A 20,619-nucleotide genomic window follows, 5' to 3' on the forward strand; every position below is an offset into this window, starting at 1 on the left:
ACAAGCATGGTTGCGATCATCAGCGGCAACAACACCGGCCTGAACCTGAGCTCATGGACGGCGCTGGGCGCCAACGGGCGAACGGGCGACCCCCGGCAGGGCAATACCGGCGAGTCCGTCTACGTCAACGTCTCCAACGGCAATCTCGTGGTGCAGGAAGAGGACGCCCTGCTGGTCGGCCTGGGGCCGGACATCGTCTCCGCGCGCACCTACAACACCCAGAGCCTGGCGGGCTTCACCACCAACAGCAACTGGCAATTCGGCCAGGCCAAGAGCGTGCACCGCTCCGGCGGCCAGATCCAGCGACTGGACGGCGACGGCTCCATCAGCTACTTCGCCTGGGACGCGGCCAGCCAGAGCTATCGCAGCCTCGTGGCCCCCGGGGCCGATACCATCGTCAACAGCATCCGGCAGAACCCCGACAGCACCTTCACCTGGACCAACAACGCCACCGGCGCCACCGAAACCTACCAGGGCGGAGGCAAGGGACTGCTGCTGTCGTCCACCGACGCCGACGCCCACACCCTGACCTACACCTACGACGGGGATGACAGACTGCTGCGGGTGAGCGATGCCAGCGGCGAGGCGGTCAACTACAGCTACAGCGTCAACGACCAGGTCACCGTGAGCGCCACGCTGGCCTCGGGCCAGGTGGTCAGCGAAGTCAGCTACGCCTACGACAACCGCAAGCGCCTGGTCTCCGTCAGCGTCAACCTCAATCCCTACGGCGACGTGCCCGCCGGTGCCGAGTCGGCGTCCAGCTATGTCACCCGGTACGGCTACGACGGCTCCACCACCCGCATCAGCTCCATCACCCAGAGCGACGGCACCAGCCTGAGCTTCACCTACGTGAAGGCCAACGGCATCGACAAGGTCGCCTCCGTCACCGACGGCCTGGGCAACACCACCCGGTTCGCCTACAACACTGCGGCCAACACCACCACCGTGACCGACCCGCTGGGCCAATCCTCGGTCTACACGTACGACGCCAAGGGCCAGCTCACCCAGGTGCGCAGCGGCGTCACCGCGGCCAACAGCGCCGGGCTGAGCCAGGTCAACTACAGCTACAACAGCCTGGGCGACGTCACCAGCCTTACCGACGGCCTGGGCAACACCACGACGCTGCAGTACGACGCAAGAGACAACCTCATCGGCCAGGTCGACGCCGAGGGCAACACCCACACGGCCACCTACAGCGCGGCCAACCAGTTGCTCACCGACACCCGCTACGCCATCGCCGCCACCGGCTCGCAGGCCGCGGCCGACCCCGAGACCACGCGCTACGTCTACGCCGCCGGGCGGCCCACGCAGCTGCGCTTCCTGATCCAGCCCGACGGCAGCGTCACCGAGTACCGCTACAACGCGAACGGACTGCGCACCGCCGCCATCGAGTACGCCGCGGACCGCTACGACCTGGGCGCCCTGGACCAGGCAAGCGTGCCGAGCGAAGCGCAGATGCAAAGCTGGCAAGCCGCGCAGGACCTCACGCGCAGCGTGCGCACCGACTACGGCTACGACTTCCGCGGCCAGCTGCAAAGCAGCACCAGCTACGCCGACACGGCCGCCGACGGCACCGGCGTGGCGGCCGCGGCGGCCACCACCCAGTACATCTACGACCCCAACGGGCTGCTGCGCCAGACCATCGCTCCCAACACCTCCAGTGTCACGCAGTACGTGTACGACGGCCTGGGCCGCATCGTCGCGGTCAGCGGCCCGTCGCTGGACGGCAGCACTCCCAACCTGAGCCTGACCAGCTACGACGACACCAACAACCGCGCCACCCTGACTTTGGCCAACGGGCTGGCAACCACTTCCACCTATGACCGCGCGGGCCGCCTGATCAGCGTGGCGCAAGCCAGCGCGGCCACCGGTGCGCTGGGCCAGACCCGCTATTTCTACGATGCCGACGGCAACCTGCGCATGACGCAGGACCCGACCGGCGTGCGCCGCTGGTCGCTGTACGACGCCAAGAACCGCAAGGTGGCGGACATCGGTGCGCAGGGCGAACTCACCGAGTACCGCTACAACGCCAACGACCAGGTGGCCGTGACCATCGCCTACGCCACGGCGGTGAACACCTCGCTGCTGACCCGGGCCGACGGCACGCCGGCAGCCGTGGCGCTGGCGGCCATCGTGCCGCCGGCCAGCGCACAGGACCAGCGCAGCTGGAACGTCTACGACAAGGCCGGCCGGCTGGCCTGGCAGGTCGATGCGGCCGGTGCCGTGACCCGCACTCGCTACGACGGCGCCTCGCGCGTCGTGTCCGTGTCGCAACTGGCCGCGACGGTGAACGTCGCCCAACTGGGCCAGGGCGGTGCCGGCGGCTTCCCGAGCGCCGCGCAACTGGCGGCACTGGCCGCGCCCGACGCCGCGGCGGACCGCACGGTCAGCACGCTGTACGACCTGGACGGCCGCGTGCAGGCCGTCATCGACGGCGAGGGCTACCTCACCGAATACCGCTACAACGGCGCGGGCGCGCTGACGCAGACCATCCGCTACGCCAGCGCCGCCCCGGGCTTTGGCGACGCGGCCGGCTTCGCCGCCGCCGTGGCCACGGCGCGCGCCACCAACACCCTTGCGGCGCTGCTGCCGCCTGCGAGCGCCGGCGACATCCGCACATACAACTTCTACAACGCGCGCGAACAGCTCGTTGGCCAGGTCGACGGCGAGGGCTATCTCACCGAAACGGTGTACGACGCCAACGGCAACGTCGCGCAGACCCTGCGCTACGCGAGCCCTGCCCTCCTCGTCCCGGCTCCCGCCACCGCTGCCACGCTCGCGCAGGTGCGGCCGGACTCGAGCCCGCAGGACCAGGTGGTGAGCCGGACCTGGAGCGCAGCCAACCAGCTGCTCACCCGCACAGATGTGGACGGCACGGTCACGCGCTACAGCTATGACAGCATGGGCCGCCTGGTGCAAAGCACCACCGCGCTCGGCACCGCCGAGCAGCGCACGCTCACGCAGCGCTACGACGTGCAGGGCCGCCTGGTCGGTGAACTCGACGGCAACGGCAGTGCGCTGCTGACCGGCGACCAGACCGCCGCACAGATCGACGCCATCTGGGCCACGCACGGCATTGCCCACAACTACGATGCCGCCGGGCGGCGCACCGGCAGCACCGACGCCAACGGCCACCGCACGCTGTTCTTCTACGATGGCGAGGGCCGGCTGACCTTCACTGTCAACGCGTTGGGCGAGGTCTCGGAGAATCGCTACAGCGCGCTGGGCCAACTGGTCGACACCATCGACTACGGCACGCGCATCAGCCTGGCCGGCCTCACCGGCGCAAATGCCGGCGGCCTCGCCAACACCACGCTGGCTGCTGCGCTGAATGCGGTGCGCAATGCCGCCCTGGACAGCGACATCCACTATGCCTACAACGCCACCGGCACCCTGGCCAGCCGGACCGACGCGCTGGGCCATGCCACCAGCTACTCGTACAACATCTTCCGCCAGGCCATCGCCACCAGCCATACGCTGGCCGGCGGCCAGATCGTCACCGACACGATCGGCTACGACCGGCGCGGCCTGCAGACGCTCGGCGTCCAGGATGCCGGCGCACTGGCCCTCACCCAGCGCCAGACCTACGACGCCTTCGGCCGGCTCATCGAGCACATCGACGGCAACGGCAACCGCAGCCAGGTCGCCTATGACCGGCTGGGCCGCATCGTCGCCACGGCGGACGCGCTCGGGGGCGCGCGCCACACCACCTACGACGCCTTCAGCCGCACGCTCACCCAGACCGATGCCCTGGGCGCCACCACCAGCTACAGCCACGACACCGCCAACCGCAGCGTCACCCTCACCACGCCCGAGGGCGTGAGCCTCACCACCGTGCGCAACCGCCATGGCCAGACGCAAAGCGTCACCGACGGCCGGGGCAACACCACCAGCTACAGCTACGACCACAGCGGCAACCTGCTGCAAACCGACGCGCCGCTGGGCGCGAGCACCAGCAGCACCTACGACAACGCCGGCCTGCGGCTGACCAGCACCGACGCCAACGGCACCGTCACCAGCTATGCCTACGACGCCGCCAACCGGCTGCTCACCCGCTCCGTCGATCCCGCGGGCCTGAACCTCGTTACCCGCTACGGCTACGACGCCAAGGGCCAGGCCGTGAGCGTCACCGACCCGCGCGGCGTGGTCACCGCCATCGAGTTCGACCTGGCCGGCCAGGCCGTGCGCCGCACGGTCGACCCTGCGGGCCTGAACCTGGCCACCACCTACGCCTACGACACCACCGGCCTGGTCCTGAGCGTGACCGACCCCGGCGGCCGTGTGGCGCGCTACACCTACGACGGCGCCGGGCGCCGCGTCATGGAGCAGACCGACCCGGCGGGCCTGAACCTCACGACCCGCTACGAATACGACGCCAACGGCAACGTCACCCGCGTCGTCGACGCCAATGGCAACGCTTCCCGCCACGCCTACGACGCGCTCGACCGGCTGGTGTTCACGCTGGACGCCGAGGGCCGCCTGACCCGGCAGGATTACGACGCCGAGGGCCGCATGGTGCGCCGCACCGGCTATGTCCTGCCCATCGACATCAGCGGCCTGGACGACGCGCCCACGCCCGCCCAGATCGAGGCACTCGCCGTGGCCTCCCCCGGCGCGGACGCGGTGGACAGCCGCCGCTATGACCGCGACGGGCGGCTGCGCTTCGTGGCCGACGGCACCGGCGCCGTCGTGGAATACATCCACGACCCGGCAGGCAACGTCGTCGAGACGCGCGCCTATGCCCAGCGTATCGACCTGGCAGGCTGGGACCTCGCGGGTGATCCGCCGGTGGTGCCGGACGCTGGCGCCGACGTGCGCGTGCGCACCGTTTACGACGCGCTCGACCGTGCCGTGTGGCAGGTGGGCGCCACGGGCGCCGTAACGCAGTACGGCTACGACGCCAACGGCAACGTCACCGCCGCGCGGACCTATGCCGCCGTGCTGGACGGCGCGGCCCTGGCGAGCTGGGACGGCCAGCATGCCCCTGCGGTGCAGGCCGACGACAGTCTCGACCGCAACCTGCGCACGATCTACGACCGGGCCAACCGCGCCATCTGGACGGCGGACGGAGCCGGTGGCGTGGTCCGCCATGCCTACGACGGCAGCGGCAACGTGGTCCGGCAAATCGCATACGCCGCCACCATCGGCACGGCCGCTGCGCCCGACAGCATCGTGGCGGGCGCGCTCGACCGCGTCACCGTCATGGCCTACGACGGCGCCGGCCGCCGCACCTACACCGTCGATGCCCTGGGCGGCGTCAGCCGCACCGTCTACGACGCCAGCGGCAACGTCAGCCAGCGCATCGGCTACGACAACGCCATTGCGGCGCCCGGGGCCACCACGGCCTGGAGCGACGCGGACCTGGCCGCTCTCGTCACGGCCAACCCGGCGGCCGACCGCATCCAGCGCTACGCCTGGGATGCGGCCAACCGCATGGTCTTCGCGGTCGATGCCCTGGGCGGAGTCAGCGAGTCCCGCTACGACGGCGTGGGCCGCGAAATCGGCACCACGCGCTACGCCCGTGCCATCGACGCCAGCGGCCTGGGCGCCGGCGCCAGCGTGGCCGACGTGCGTGCGCGCCTCGTGCCCGACGCCTCCGCCGATCGAGTGGCGCAGCGCGTGTTCGACGCCGCCGGTCGCCAGACCTACAGCATCGACGCCAGCGGCTACGTCTCGCAAAGCCGCTACGACGCGCTCGGCCGGGTATTGAGCACCACCCTGTACGCCCTCTCCATTCCGACGGGCACCGCAGGCGCCCTGCCCGCCACCGCCGACGGCGTGGCCGCGGCCCTGGTGCCGGCCGCGCAGGACCGCACCCAGAGCCAGGCCTACGACGCCGCAGGCAACGTACTGGCCAGCACCGATGCCATGGGCTTCACCCAGGGCTGGAGCTACGACGCCTTCGGCAACAGGCTCAGCCACACCAACGCCAAGGGCGCGACCTGGACCTACAGCTACGACCGCGCCGGACGCATGACCGAGGAAGTCTCGCCGCAGGTGGAACTCAGCGCCGTCATGGCTGGCGCCGACGGGCGCCTGCAGCTCGATACCGCCCACAGCGGCCCGGGCAGCGTGGTCACGCGCATGAGCTACAACGCCTTCGGCGACCTCGCGGCACGCACCGAGGCGGCCGGCCGGCCCGAGCAGCGCACCACCCGCTACGAATACGACGGCGTGGGCCGCCAGATCAAGGTCATCTACCCGCCCGTGGGCGTGTACGACGCTGGCGCCGACGACGCCACGACCAACGGCGACGGCATCGGCGACGGCGGCGTGGCCACCCGCGTCGACACCGTCCAGCAGCTCTTCACCGAAACCACCTACGACGGCCTGGGCAATGCGGTGGCCAACCGCGACGTGGCCGGCCACCGCAGCTACAAGACCTACGACCTGCTAGGCCGAGCAACCCACGAAGTGGACGCGCTGGGCCAGGTGACCGGCTACGCGCGCAACACCTTCGGCGACGTGACGGCGCTCACGCGCTACGCGGGCGCCACGCCACTGGCGGCGGGCCAGCCGGCCAGCCTGGACCCGGCGCAGCTTGCGGCCTCGGTGAGCGCCCTGGCCGGCAATGCCGACCGCACCGTGGAAACCAGCTACGACCGGCTGGGCCGGGCGATCGAGGTGCGCGAGCCCGAGGGCTTCACCTTCGACGCAGGCCAGCCCGCCGGCAGCCAGTACGCCAGCGGCCGCAAGACCACGCGCAACACCTACGACAGCTTCGGCGGCCTGGTGCGCCAGGCGCAGCTGCAGGGCCCTGGCAACTGGGTGCTGAGCGCGCATTACTTCGACCGGCGCGGCCAGAAAACTGCCAGCGTCGACGCCCTGGGCTACCTGACGCGCGAGAGCTTCGACGCCGCGGGCAACGTCGTGGACCACGTCGAGCACGCACGTGCGATCGAGGGCTGGGCAGGCACCGGCAGCCTCGCGGGCTGGACCGGCGCGGCGGACGCCGCGGAGCCCGCACCCGCTGCCCCGGTGGATGCCGATGACCGGCGCACCGTGTATACCTATGACGGCAACAACCGCAAGGTGGGCGAGACGCGCAAGAACGTCGAGTTCAGCACCGCCTCCGACGGCAGCAGCGCGCGCGGCGATCTCACCACCACCCATGGCTACGACGCGGTGGGCAACCTCACCAGCACCGTCGATGCCAAGGGCGGCGAAACCCTGAGCTACTTCGACGCGCTGGGCCGCGTCACCGCGGTGGCCGAGCCCACGCGCACCAGCACCGAAACCGGCGCGGCCATCACGCCGCTGACCGTGTTCCGCCGCGATGCACATGGCAACGTGGTGCTCAAGACCGAGTACGTGAACGGGGCGGGTGCAAACGGCATGCCGGCTGCCCCGTCCGGCGCGCTGCCGCCGCTGGTGAGCATCCCCAATCCCCAGATCGACGCCTTCCATGCCGGGGGCTACATCTCCGTCAATGACATCGGCTACATCTCCGCCACGCCCTTTCCCGGCAGCGTCGCCGTGCACCAGTTGCATGCGACCCTGCCCCAGTTCGTGGTCGTCAAGAAATACGTCACCGAGCCGGAACTCGCCGGGCACCTCGTGCCTGTCGGCTTCGCGCCGCTGTGGGCCGACGACGGCATCATCGGCTACATCGCCGCCGAACAGGCCGAGGGCACCGTGCCCCTGTACCGCATGCGCGAGGTGCCGCCACCGGGCTGGGTGGGCTCCGAGTACACCCAGCTCGTGTCCGACCCGGCCGTGGTCAGCCAGCTGCTGGCCTCCGGCGAATGGACCCAGGAAGCTCCCATCGGCTACGTCGCCAGCGCGCCCGCCGGTTCGCTCGACACGGCGCTGCACCACATGCAGCTCATCTACTTCGGCAGCACCCGGGACGTCTACGGCATGGAGAACCATGTCTATGCGCCAGCCACCATCCAGGCGGCCCCGGACCCGGAGCGAGACGTCGACCTGTACGCAAGGCTCGACCGCACCAGCTATGCGCAATACGACGCGCTGGGCCACGTGGTGCAGACCACCGACGCGGCGGGCGTGAACCACAACAGCTCGTACAACGCGCAGGGGCTGGCGGCCAAGGAGTGGCAGTCCGTCACCGGCAACGACGGCGCCAGGCGCACCCTGTGGCGCGCCTACGCCTACGACGCGCTGGGCCGCCAGACCCACGTCTACGACCCCGGCACGTCCACGGACGGCGCAAACTACGTCGATGGCGGCGCCACCGGCCTGTACAGCGCCAACCCCCAGGCCAGCGTGACCCCGGGCAGCAACGACGGAGGCATCCAGTTTCCAACGCCGGACAACGGCAAGCTCACGCTGGCGCAGCTGGCCAACATCATCGATCCGAGCAGCACGGGCTTCGCCGTCGAGTTCGACTACATCACGCCCAGCACGGTCATCCCGGGCGACGAGGACAGCGGCGAGACGGTCGAGCCCGGCCATCCGGGCTCCTTCACCGGCACCTACCCGATCGCCCACCTCAACAGCGCGTCCAGCCTGGACTTCGTGCCTGACGAGGCCATCGGCAATGTCAGCCAGATCCGCATCTACCAGCTCAGCGGCTCGACCCGGGTGCTGAAGTGGCAAGGCAGCGTCGAGCAGGCCAATGGCGCCGTCTCGCTCGGCGGCGGCGTGGGCCAGCCCTCGGCCGCCGGCGTGCGGGTGGACACCGCCATGCAGTACAACGCCTTCGGCGAACTGGTGTCGCGCAGCGTCAATGGCCAGGCCGGCGAGTACTTCGATTACGACACCGCCGGGCGGCTGTGGCGCACCAACGTCGGCGGCGTCGACACGGTGGCCCTGTACGACCTGCTGGGCCGCCAGACTGCGCAGATCGCCAACGCCGGCGTCGGCCGCGGCGACCTGGACCTGGGCGGCTTCGCCAGCGCCCAGGAGGTGGCTGCCCTGAGCGACGTGCGCCGCACCGACACCAGCTACGACCTGCTCGGGCGCGTCGTGACCCAGGCCCTGCCCGAACGGCTGGACGACATGGCCGGCGGCATCTGGCTGCGCCCGGTGGTCCACCAGAGCGTGGACCGCTGGGGCAACGTGGTGGCCATGAGCGACCCGCGCGCTGCCGCGTGGGTGACGCACTACCGCTACAACGCCAGCAACCAGCTCGTCACGCAGATCCAGACCGACGCCGACGGCAACGCCGGGGTCGATGCCGCGGGCAACCCCGCCAACCCCAATGCCGCCGTCACGCGCCTGTACTACGACGCGCTGGGCCGCCAGGTGGCCGTGCGCGACGCGCTGGGCCGCGTCAATGGCCAGGCCTGGGATGCCGGCGGCAACCTCGTGTCCGAGCTGCACGCCGACGGCGGCGTCATTACCCACGCCTACAGCGCCTTCTCGGAAAAGGTGCGCAGCATCGATGCCGAACAGCGCACCACGGTGTACCACCACGACCTTCTCGGCCGCCTGGTGCAGACGCGCCGCGGCAGCGGAGCGGAAGCCATCGCGGAGAACCAGCGCTTCGACGAGGCCGGACGCCTGCGCAGCCAGACCAACGGCGCGGGCGAGCGCATCCTGTACGAGCGCGACCTGCGCGGCAACCTCATCCGCACCACCCAGCTCAGCCGCACCACGCCCGGCGAGGCCCTGGTCACCGTGGCCGGCTACGACGCACTCAACCGCAAGACCATCGAGCTGGACGCCAACGGCGCGCTGGCCACCTGGCGCTACGACTACTTCGGCGCGCTCACCGGCCATATGGACATCGGCGGAGCCAGCTACGGCTATGCCTACGACAACGCCCGCCAGCTCATCCACCAGACCAGCACGCGCGGCCAGAACCAAGCCTTCCACTACGACGCGGCCGGCCAGCTCGTTCGCATCGACGACGCTGGCGTGGGCAAGACCAGCAGCTACGTCTACGACCTCTCCGGGCGCCACCTGCGCGAGACCACCGTGCAGGGCGGCATCACCTACCAGGACAACCGCATCGCCTACGACGCGCTGGGCCGCATGCGCTGGGTGGAGGCCTCCGGCCTGACGGTGAACATCGACTACGACCTGGCGGGCAACCGCACGCACGTCGCACGCCAGGTGAACACCGGCACGGGCACCGAATCCCTGGTGCAGACCAGCCAGGAGAACTACGCCTACGACGCCATGAACCGCCAGACGACGGTGCAGACCCTCTACGGCGCGAGCAACGTCCCCGCGGTCAACCAGACCCACACCCTCACCTACGACCACAGCGGCAACCGCACCAGCGACACCAGCACCGTGGCCCATGCGGCCTGGGTCGACGGCGCCTGGACCCCCATGGCCGAGGGCCAGGCCCAGACCACCGAGACCTACGCCTACGACAGCCTGGGCCGCCTGTCGAGCACCCACCGCGACGGCGTGCTGGTCGATGCGCGCCGCTACGACGGCGCCAGCCGCGCACTGAGCGCCGGCGCGGTGCTGGGCACAGGCGGCCTGAGCTACGAGTACGCGCTGGCGCACAACCTGGCCACCGGCGAGCTGCTGCAGTACCGCCACAGCAGCTACGACGGCCTGGGCCGCCTGGACCAGCAGAACCTCATCGAGTTCAGCCGCTTGTTCGCTCCCGCGCCGGGCGCCAGCAGCACCATCACCCGCTACGCCTATGACGCGGTGGGCAACGTGCGTGAGTCCACCAGCGTCACCCTGGACGGCAGCGGCACCCCCAGCCAGGGCAAGACGATCAACGCCTACGAGCGCGCCGAGGGCTACCGCCTGGCCAACAGCCTCACGGGCAGCGCCAGCGCCGGCGGCACGAGCCAGGGCGGGCTGGGCTATCACTACGACGCCAACGGCCACCTGTCGGGGGTGAGCAACCCGGGGCAGATGGCCACGGTGAACCCGGAGCTGACGCAGCACCGCTACGTGAACGATGCGCAGGGCCGGGTGCTGTATTCGGACTACACGCTGGGCGATCCCGAGGCGGCGCAGCACGCGCAGCGCCAGCTGATCGTCAATGGCGAGGTGCTGGGGCGCTACGGGCAGGCGGTGGACCTGCGCTACCGCCAGAACTACACGGGCGACCCGGCGGTGCTGCCGGCGATCTACACGGGCGCGGTGGACCTGAGCCTGGGCTACCAGCCGATCGCGGCGAACTACCCGGCCAACGCACCGGGCAGCTATTCGGTGGGCACGGGCGACACGCTGCAGGGCATCGCCAAGGCCTCCTACGGGGACGGCCGGCTGTGGTACCTGATCGCGGACGCCAACGGGCTGAGCAGCAACGCGGACCTGCAGCCGGGCCAGGTGCTGCGCATCCCGGCGGTGGTGACCAGCGCCAACAGCGCCGACACTTTCAGGCCCTACGACCCGAGCAAGATCGCCAGCGACTCGCCTGCGATGATGGCCATGCCGCGGAGCCAGGATGGGGGGTGCGGGGCGGTGGGGCAGATCATCATGGTCGTTGTTGCGATCGTGGTGACCATCTACACGGCGGGGGCGGCGGCAGGGAGTTGGGGAGCGGTAGGAACAGCCGGGACAGCCACGGCTTCGACGGGTATTGGCGCCACGATGACCACGGGCCTTACGGCCTTGGGGGGTGGTTACGGTGCAGTCGGCGTTGCCGCCGCAGCGGTCGGCGGTGCAGTGGGTTCCATTGCCAGCCAAACCGTGGGCGTTGCTATCGGCGCGCAGGATTCCTTCAGCTGGAAGGGCGTGGCACTGGGGGCCATCGGCGCCGGGGTGGGTGCTGGCTTGGGGGCGGCAGGTGTGGCCGCAAGCGTGCAGAACTTCACTGGAAGCGCGCTGGCCGGTCGGGTGGCCAGCGCAGCACTGGGCAGCACCATCACCCAGGGCATCGCGGTGGCTACCGGGCTGCAACCGAGCTTCAGTTGGCGCAGCGTGGCCGCCAGTGCGGTGAGCGCGGGAGCGAGCTATGGCCTGAACTCGGCGATGGACTATTACCCGGGCCAGCCCGGGGTTCAGTTCGATCTTGGAAAGAGCCTCGTCACCGGGATCGGTGGCAGCCTGGTCGGCCAGGCCGTGCGTGGGGGCAAGATCAGTGCGGCCACGCTGGCTTCTGACGCCTTCGGCAACGTGTTGGGGGACTCTCTGGCTGCGGCCAACAGCAGTAGCGGCAGCAAATCGGGGCCGATTGGGGCGAACGAGCCGAACACCTCGATGAACACCCTGCTCGATGGTTCAACGATCAGCGACGCCGAAGCTCTCCGCCGAAACAGTCTGTTCTGGCAATCCGCGTATGCGGCCAACGGGGTGTTGGACCCGTCGCAGCCTGTCGTGATGTCGGACGCAGGTGAAGGCGGCCGCGCCACAGCGGTACCGGCTGATGTCGCCCCTTGGGAGAGAGTCGATGATGGTGAAGGAGGCAACTCTTACCAGCGCAGCTATCAGTCCGACTCTGGCGCATCTGGGCGCCTTCCTACCATCACCGTTGAGGCTCGGGATACGCCTCCCCCAGCCTATATTGACTGGAGCTTCTTGACGACTTCCAGGGCCGCGCAGCAAGCGAAGATTGACCAAGCTCCTGCACCCATAGGCACCCTCACGCCAATAGGCCCGGTTGAAGGCTTCTTCACCTTCAACCCGGGGGGGCGATTCGCCAAGGGTGTGGCGGGCGCTGCGTATGACGCGTGGACGGCCCTGCCAAAGGCGGTAATAGGTGTGGGCAAGTTGGCGGCAGATGCGGTGGGCTATGCCGACAATGCGCTCTTCCCGCAGCGCAGCATGCTCACTGGGGAGACGATTCCGTACCAGCCGAACAGTGGACTCGTTCAGAGCATTCAACGCAACGGTGTCGCTGGCACGATCGGCGGTGGCATCGTAGATACGGTGCGCAGTGCGCCAGGTATTGGTCTTGTTGGAGCGCTTTACGCTCCTAGCCGGGACTGGGGCAATGTAGGGGCGCAGGCGTTCAACACAGGTGCGGCTGGTGCTGGGGGGGCTGCGGGGGTACGCACCGCTGGAGCGCCCGCTGGCTTCGATTCGCTCGTGAACCAGTCATCAAGAGCATCGCAAACCAGGGGAATTAATTACTTTAAGGACGGTGGGTTGCGCGCGCAGATGAATCGCAGTTCCGCGGGACAGCGCGTTTTGGCTGCTGCAGACTCCGGCGAGATTGAGTTGGTGTTTAGTGCACAGGACGCGCCGCGAGGGCAACAGGGGCGGTCGTATGGAAATCGCGCTGTGGTATTCCTTCAAAACACTCAAAATGGACATACCTACGACTTGCTCGGAACTAAGTTGAACGGCTATGAATTCACTGCGGGAGTTGGTATTCATGAAGGACTGCACGCGCTAGGTGTGGGAGGCTCTCGTCGCGCCGAGGCGCTGGTACGTCTTGCCGAATTGGACAATGTCGGGGTTCCTATTGATCGAAGGGCGATGCGGCAGGTTTTAACGGACATGGGAAGTAACTATGATCAGTTTCGCTGGAGAAGTGGGGGATCTACGTCGATCTTTCCTGGGCTCGAGTTCTAAAGGGGTACTATGATTTGGCAACGGTCAGACATTCATACAGATGGGCGATACAAATTACATCTTTATCAAGCTGGGGATGGAAAAAGGCTATTCAGGTTGATAGTTGAAAATTCATCTGAAGATCACCAACCAGCCTCTGATGTTGCTTTGATAACTCAAGTCGTACCTAACGAACTTCTAAAGCGAGGCGATCTGTTGGGGATAGCACGTCAGGTAACGCTGGAAGATGGTCATGCATTCTTCGTTGATGCACATGGCGTGTGGTACACAGAAGATGAGATTGCAGCCCTCAATCGGGGGCAACCTTGGTCGACTATTCAATGGGTAACGGGAGCAATGCCGTGGGTTCCTGATCGCTGAGCTACCTACTGTCGGTCCACACGAACTCGCCGCCTGCGCCAGTCCACCGAGTGGACATTTTTGAGAGCTCAATCCCGGCGGGACCGCTGCGAAGCCACTTTTTAGATGTGCCGGCACGAGTTCGATCGATGCAATCTGCCTTTTCTTGAGCAGTTTTTGCTGTTGGGTCGATTTGATTCCCTGCGTGGACACCGCTTCGTTGACCGGTTTGTTCTCGTTTTCGTTCTTTCGTCATCAACATCGAACGTAGTAGCCGGTCGGCCGTCCCCCCAAGCCAGGACAACCGCATCGCCTACGACGCGCTGGGCCGCATGCGCTGGGTGGAGGCCTCCGGCCTGACGGTGAACATCGACTACGACCTGGCGGGCAACCGCACGCACGTCGCACGCCAGGTGAACACCGGCACGGGCACCGAATCCCTGGTGCAGACCAGCCAGGAGAACTACGCCTACGACGCCATGAACCGCCAGACGACGGTGCAGACCCTCTACGGCGCGAGCAACGTCCCCGCGGTCAACCAGACCCACACCCTCACCTACGACCACAGCGGCAACCGCACCAGCGACACCAGCACCGTGGCCCATGCGGCCTGGGTCGACGGCGCCTGGACCCCCATGGCCGAGGGCCAGGCCCAGACCACCGAGACCTACGCCTACGACAGCCTGGGCCGCCTGTCGAGCACCCACCGCGACGGCGTGCTGGTCGATGCGCGCCGCTACGACGGCGCCAGCCGCGCACTGAGCGCCGGCGCGGTGCTGGGCACAGGCGGCCTGAGCTACGAGTACGCGCTGGCGCACAACCTGGCCACCGGCGAGCTGCTGCAGTACCGCCACAGCAGCTACGACGGCCTGGGCCGCCTGGACCAGCAGAACCTCATCGAGTTCAGCCGCTTGTTCGCTCCCGCGCCGGGCGCCAGCAGCACCATCACCCGCTACGCCTATGACGCGGTGGGCAACGTGCGCGAGTCCACCAGCGTCACCCTGGACGGCAGCGGCACCCCCAGCCAGGGCAAGACGATCAACGCCTACGAGCGCGCCGAGGGCTACCGCCTGGCCAACAGCCTCACGGGCAGCGCCAGCTCCGGCGGCACGAGCCAGGGCGGGCTGGGCTATCACTACGACGCCCGATTGCGGCATCGCTCGACTTCTTCATGTCGCTGCTCTCGAGTGCGGCGCAGGCGAACGAAACACCGGCTTCACCGGCAAAGAAAAAAGCCGGACTGCGCACGCCAGCGAAACGCTAGCGGACAGCCCGGCCCTGGCCGAGGGGGCGGCAGAAGCTCAGTGCCGGAAGTGGCGCACGCCCGAGAGCACCATGACCACGCCGCGCTCGTCGGCGGCATCGATCACTTCCTGGTCGCGCATCGAGCCGCCCGGCTGGATCACGCAGCTCGCGCCGGCATCGACCACCACGTCGAGCCCATCGCGGAACGGGAAGAAGGCATCGCTCGCCACTGCCGTGCCTTTCAGCGAGAGGCCCGCATGCTCGGCCTTGATGCTCGCGATGCGCGCCGAGTCGAGGCGGCTCATCTGGCCCGCGCCCACGCCCATGGTCATGCCGCCGGCGCAGAACACGATGGCGTTGCTCTTCACGTACTTGGCGACCTTCCATGCGAACAGCAGGTCCTGCAGCTGCTCGGGCGTGGGCTGCTTCTTCGTGACCACCTTGAGGTCGCTCGCCGCGAGCTCGTGGTTGTCGGCGGTCTGCATCAACAGGCCCGAGCCGACGCGCTTGACGTCCATTGCGTTGCGCCCGTTGTCCCAGTCGGTGGTGCCGCCCTTGGGCAATGCGATTTCGAGCACGCGCACGTTGAGCTTGGCCTTGGTCGCCTGGAAAACTTCGAGCGCCTCGGGCGTGTAGCCCGGCGCCATCAGCACTTCGACGAACTGCTTGGCAATGGCCTGCGCGGTCTCGCCATCGACCGGGCGGTTGAAGGCGATGATGCCGCCGAAGGCCGAGGTCGGGTCGGTCTTGAAGGCCTTGCCGTAGGCTTCGGCCGCGTCCTTGCCCACGGCCACGCCGCAGGGGTTGGCGTGCTTCACGATCACGCACGCAGGCACATCGAAGCTCTTCACGCATTCCCATGCAGCATCGGCATCGGCGATGTTGTTGTAGCTGAGCTCCTTGCCCTGCAGTTGCCTGGCCGACACCAGCGAGCCGGGCGCCGGATGCAGGTCGCGGTAGAACGCGGCCTGCTGGTGCGGGTTCTCGCCGTAGCGCAGGTCCTGCACCTTCACGAAGCGGCCGTTGCTCTGCGCCGGGAACATCGAGCGCGTGGGCGAAGGCTGGCCGATGCTGGCGTCGAAGTCGATGGCCGAGAGGTAGTCGCTGATGGCGCCGTCGTAGTCGGCGATGCGGTTGAAGGCGGCCACCGAGAACGCGAACTTGGTCTTGTCGCTGAGCTTGCCGCTGGCCTGGAGTTCGGCCAGCGCCACGGCGTACTGCGAGGCCTCGGTCAGCACGCCCACGTCCTTCCAGTTCTTGGCCGCGCTGCGCACCATGGCCGGGCCGCCGATGTCGATGTTCTCGATCGCGTCTTCGAGCGTGCAGCCGGCCTTGGCCACCGTGGCTTCGAAGGGATAGAGATTGACCACCAGCAGGTCGATGGTGTCGATGCCGTGTTCCTTGATGGCCGCCACGTGCGCGGGCAGGTCGCGCCGCGCGAGCAGGCCGCCGTGGATCTTGGGATGCAGCGTCTTCACGCGGCCGTCGAGCATTTCGGGAAAGCCGGTGTGGTCGGCCACTTCGGTCACGGGCAGGCCGGCATCGGCCAGCAGCTTGGCGGTGCCGCCGGTGGACAGCAGCTTGATGCCCAGCGCATGCAGCGCCTGCGCGAATTCGAGGATGCCGGTTTTGTCGGAGACGGAGATGAGTGCGGTCTGGGCCATGGAATATGCCGTGGAGTTATTTATTTCAAGAGTTTGTGTTCAACCAGCTTCTTGCGAAGCGTGTTGCGATTCAGGCCCAACCATTGCGCGGCCTTCGACTGGTTGCCCTCGGCGCGCGTCATCACGACGTCGAGCAGGGGCTTCTCGACCACGCGCACGAGCATCTCGTACATGCCGTCGGGTTCGGTGCCGCGCAGATCACGAAAGTAGCTGTCCAGACTGGTGCGCACGCAGTCCTCGATGTGTTTCTTGCTCATGCTTTTTCTTCTCTTCCTCTCAATCGGCGGCGCAGGCCGCCTCCTCTTCACCGGACAGCTCTTCGGCCGCCTGGTGCACGGGCATGCGGTCCATGCGGTCCGCCAACCCGTCGAAATAATCGCCGACCGCGCGCAGCTGCGCAGCGGAATCTTCGATGGTGTTCATCCGCGCGCGGAAGGCTTCGCCGTCCGGCAGCGTGCGCACATACCAGCCGATGTGCTTGCGCGCGGTGCGCACGCCGCTGAACTCGCCGTAGAGCGCGTAGTGCTCCACGAGGTGGTCGAGCAGCAGGCGGCGCACCTCGGCGACCAGCGGCGGTGCAAGGTGCGTGCCCGTGGCCAGGAAATGGGAGATCTCGCGGAAGATCCAGGGCCGCCCCTGCGCAGCGCGGCCGATCATCACCGCGTCGGCGCCGGTGGCCGCGAGCACCTCGCGCGCCTTCTCGGGCGAGCGGATGTCGCCGTTGGCCACCACCGGCACGCGCACCGCGGCCTTCACGGCGGCAATGGTGTCGTATTCGGCGCTGCCCTTGTAGCCTTGCTCGCGCGTGCGGCCGTGCACGGTGAGCATCTGCACGCCGGCCGATTCGAAATCGCGCGCGAGCTTCACCGCATTGCGGTGCTCTTCGCTCCAGCCGGTGCGCATCTTGAGCGTGACCGGCACGTTGTGGGGCTGTGCCGCGTCGACCACGGCCTGCACGATTTCAAGCGCCAGCGGCTCGTCGCGCATCAGCGCCGAGCCGGCCCACTTGTTGCAGACCTTCTTGGCCGGGCAGCCCATGTTGATGTCGATGATCTGCGCGCCGCGCTCGATGTTGTAGACCGCGGCCTCGGCCATCATGGCCGCATCGGTGCCGGCGATCTGGACCGCGATGGGACCGGGCTCGCCGTCGTGGTTGGCGCGGCGCGAGGTCTTGAGCGTGTTCCAGAGTTCCTTGCGCGAGGTGACCATCTCGCTGACCGCATAACCTGCGCCGAGCTCGCGGCACAGCATGCGGAACGGCCGGTCTGTCACGCCGGCCATGGGCGCAACGAACAGGCGGTTTTCCAGCGTGTGGGTGCCGATCTGCAAGGTCATGAAGTGGAAAGCGTCGCGAGAGCGGCTGCTGAAAAATGAGGCACGATTGTAGCCACGCGCGATTCCGTCCGCTGAAACGATTTGCGCGCGCGGTACACCGCAGGCACCGGCCGCATCCGGCGTTTTCTCCGACCTGCCGCAGAAGGGCTGCTGCCTATACTGCGTCGACTCATTTCACTTTATGCAAGCCTGGCTCGACGCACTCCTGGCGCTACTCGCGCTTCCGCAATACGGACTCTCCACGGTGTTCATCGCGGCCTTTGTTTCGGCCACGCTGCTGCCGGTGGGCTCGGAGCCCGTTCTTTTCGGCCTGCTCAAGCTCAACCCCGACATGTTCTGGCCCGCGATCCTGGTCGCGACGCTGGGCAACACGCTGGGCGGTGCGGTCGACTGGTGGATGGGCTACGGCGCGCACAAGGTCGCAGACAAATATTCGCACTCGAAACATCATGTGCGGGTCCTGGGCTGGCTGGAGCGGCTCGGACCGAAGGCCTGCCTGCTGAGCTGGCTGCCGCTGGTGGGCGATCCGCTGTGCGCGGTGGCGGGCTGGCTCAAGCTGCCGTTCTGGCCATGCCTCGGCTACATGGCCATCGGGAAGTTCCTGCGCTACGTCTCCATGACGGTCGCGCTGCTCTACGTGTTTCCGTCCTGAGACTGGCGCTTCAGCTCAGGAGGCCGTAGGGGCCGCCGCGTTCGAGTGCGCGCTGGTAGGCCGGGCGCGCGTGGATGCGCTCCAGGTACGCCATGAGCCTGGGCCGCTTCGCATCGAGACCACCGCGCGCCTGCGCGGCTTCGACCGGAAAACTCATCTGGATGTCGGCCCCCGTGAATTCGCTGCCGGCAAACCACTCGCTCTTGCCGAGTTCGCCTTCCATGAAATTCAGGTGGCTCTCGATGTTGGGCATGACGATGGCCGCCTTGGCCTTGCCCGAGATCATCTTCGCGATCGGCTTCACGAAGAAGGGCATCTTGCTGTTCTCGATCCTGTCGAACACCAGCTTGAGCAGCAGCGGCGACATCGCCGAGCCTTCCGCGAAGTGCAGCCAGTAGCGATAGCGCACAGCCTCGGGCGTGCCCGCCGCGGGCGCGAGCCGGCCGCTGCCATGGCGCTCGATCAGCGTTTCGATGACGGCGCCCGATTCCGCGAGCGCCAGCCCGTCGTCCGTCGTCACCACCGGCGACTTGCCGAGCGGATGCACGGCCCGCAGCGAAGCGGGCGCCAACATGGTCTGCGGATCGCGCTGGTAGTGGACGATCTCGTACGGCAGGCCGAGTTCTTCGAGCAGCCAGAGCACGCGCTGCGAGCGCGAGTTGTTCAGGTGATGGACGGTGAGCATGCGGCTTTACGAACTGAAGAGGAAGTTCATCACGTCGCCATCCTTCACGACGTATTCCTTGCCCTCCGAACGCATCTTGCCCGCGTCCTTCGCGCCCTGTTCGCCCTTGTAGGCGATGTAGTCCTCGAACGAAATGGTCTGGGCGCGGATGTAGCCCTTCTCGAAGTCGCCGTGGATCACGCCGGCGGCCTGGGGGCCGGTGTCGCCGATGTGGATGGTCCAGGCGCGCACTTCCTTCACGCCGGCGGTGAAATAGGTCTGCAGGCCCAGCAGCTTGTAGGCCGCGCGGATCAGGCGGTTGAGGCCCGGTTCGTCCTGCCCGATTTCGGCGAGGAACATCTTCTTGTCCTCGTCGTCCATCTCGGCGAGTTCGGCCTCGATCTTGGCGCAGATGGCGACCACGGGCGCGCCCTGCTTGGCAGCATATTCGCGCAGGCGGTCGAGGTAGGGGTTGTTCTCGAAGCCGTCTTCGGCCACGTTGCCGACGAACATCGCGGGCTTGGCGGTGATGAGCGTGAACGACTTCACCAGCGGCTGCTCTTCCTTCGTGAACTCGAGCGCGCGCACCGGCGTGTTCTCGTTCAGCGCGGCCTGGCAGCGCTCCAGCAGGCCGACGAGCTTCTGCGCGTCCTTGTCGCCCGAACGCGCCACCTTGGTGTGGCGGTGCAGCGCCTTCTCGACCGTGGCGAGGTCGGCCAGGCAGAGTTCGGTCTGGATCACCTCGATGTCGGAGATCGGGTCGACCTTGCCGGCCACGTGGATCACGTTCTCGTCGTCGAAGCAGCGCACCACGTTCACGGTGGCATCGGTTTCGCGGATGTGTGCAAGAAACTTGTTGCCCAGGCCCTCGCCCGTGCTGGCACCGGCCACCAGGCCGGCAATGTCGACGAACTCGACGATGGCGGGCACCACGCGCTCGGGCTTGACGATCTCGCTGAGCTGGTCGAGCCGCGGATCGGGCACTTCCACCACGCCCACGTTGGGCTCGATGGTGCAGAACGGATAGTTTTCCGCCGCGATGCCGGCCTTGGTCAACGCATTGAAAAGAGTGGATTTACCGACGTTGGGCAGGCCGACGATGCCGCATTGCAAACTCATGGGGGGTCCTCTTGGGTAACCGGGGATTTTAGGCTGTCCAGGTTTTCCCTCGGCCGCGCGCGTTTCGGGTGGCTTCATCCGCCCCGGAAGACGCCGCGCAAAAAATCAGGGTTAAACCGGATTAGCAAACGTTTGCGCAAACGTTTTCGTTGGTTAACATCGGTGCCCCGGCCACAGACCGGCGCACCGCTCAACCATTTCAG

General features: G+C 67.7%; 8 protein-coding genes. 3 read left to right on the plus strand and 5 right to left on the minus strand.

Features of this window, described 5'->3' with window-relative positions:
• Window positions 1-6 precede the first annotated feature (6 nt).
• Together RZE77_RS23765 and RZE77_RS23770 are read left to right on the plus strand one after the other, a co-directional pair.
• Entirely contained in the window at window positions 7-13,398 is a 13,392-nt protein-coding gene (locus RZE77_RS23765) for a LysM peptidoglycan-binding domain-containing protein (protein ID WP_319439539.1), read from the plus strand.
• 9 nt (window positions 13,399-13,407) lie between these two features.
• Window positions 13,408-13,758, plus strand: coding sequence for a hypothetical protein (locus RZE77_RS23770; protein ID WP_319439540.1), 351 nt, complete (start codon window positions 13,408-13,410; stop codon window positions 13,756-13,758).
• A gap of 1,280 nt (window positions 13,759-15,038) precedes the next feature.
• Here the strand turns inward: RZE77_RS23770 and purH are convergent.
• Genes purH through dusB form a run of 3 tightly spaced genes read right to left on the minus strand, consistent with a single transcriptional unit; the run spans window position 15,039 to window position 17,981 of the window.
• A complete protein-coding gene (gene purH / locus RZE77_RS23775; protein ID WP_319439541.1) occupies window positions 15,039-16,646 on the minus strand; it encodes a bifunctional phosphoribosylaminoimidazolecarboxamide formyltransferase/IMP cyclohydrolase in 1,608 nt (535 codons plus the stop codon).
• Between the two features lie 20 nt (window positions 16,647-16,666).
• Entirely contained in the window at window positions 16,667-16,903 is a 237-nt protein-coding gene (locus tag RZE77_RS23780) for a Fis family transcriptional regulator (RefSeq protein ID WP_007838304.1), read from the minus strand.
• Window positions 16,904-16,922: 19 nt separating this feature from the next.
• On the minus strand, window positions 16,923-17,981 hold the full coding sequence (dusB, locus tag RZE77_RS23785) for a tRNA dihydrouridine synthase DusB (RefSeq protein WP_319439542.1): 1,059 nt from the start codon (window positions 17,979-17,981) through the stop codon (window positions 16,923-16,925).
• Window positions 17,982-18,162: 181 nt separating this feature from the next.
• Here dusB and RZE77_RS23790 point away from each other — a divergent pair, with 181 nt between their 5' ends.
• Entirely contained in the window at window positions 18,163-18,633 is a 471-nt protein-coding gene (locus RZE77_RS23790) for a YqaA family protein (RefSeq protein ID WP_319427738.1), read from the plus strand.
• A 10-nt stretch (window positions 18,634-18,643) separates the two neighbouring features.
• Here RZE77_RS23790 and RZE77_RS23795 read toward each other — a convergent pair whose 3' ends face one another.
• A complete protein-coding gene (locus RZE77_RS23795; RefSeq protein ID WP_319439543.1) occupies window positions 18,644-19,318 on the minus strand; it encodes a glutathione S-transferase in 675 nt (224 codons plus the stop codon).
• Between the two features lie 6 nt (window positions 19,319-19,324).
• Window positions 19,325-20,416: a redox-regulated ATPase YchF gene (gene ychF / locus RZE77_RS23800; RefSeq protein ID WP_319439544.1), complete on the minus strand. Its 1,092-nt coding sequence runs from the start codon at window positions 20,414-20,416 to the stop codon at window positions 19,325-19,327.
• Between the last annotated feature and the right edge of the window lie 203 nt (window positions 20,417-20,619).

Source organism: Variovorax sp. SPNA7, assembly GCF_033807855.1.
Classification (GTDB): Bacteria; Pseudomonadota; Gammaproteobacteria; order Burkholderiales; family Burkholderiaceae_C; genus Variovorax; species Variovorax beijingensis.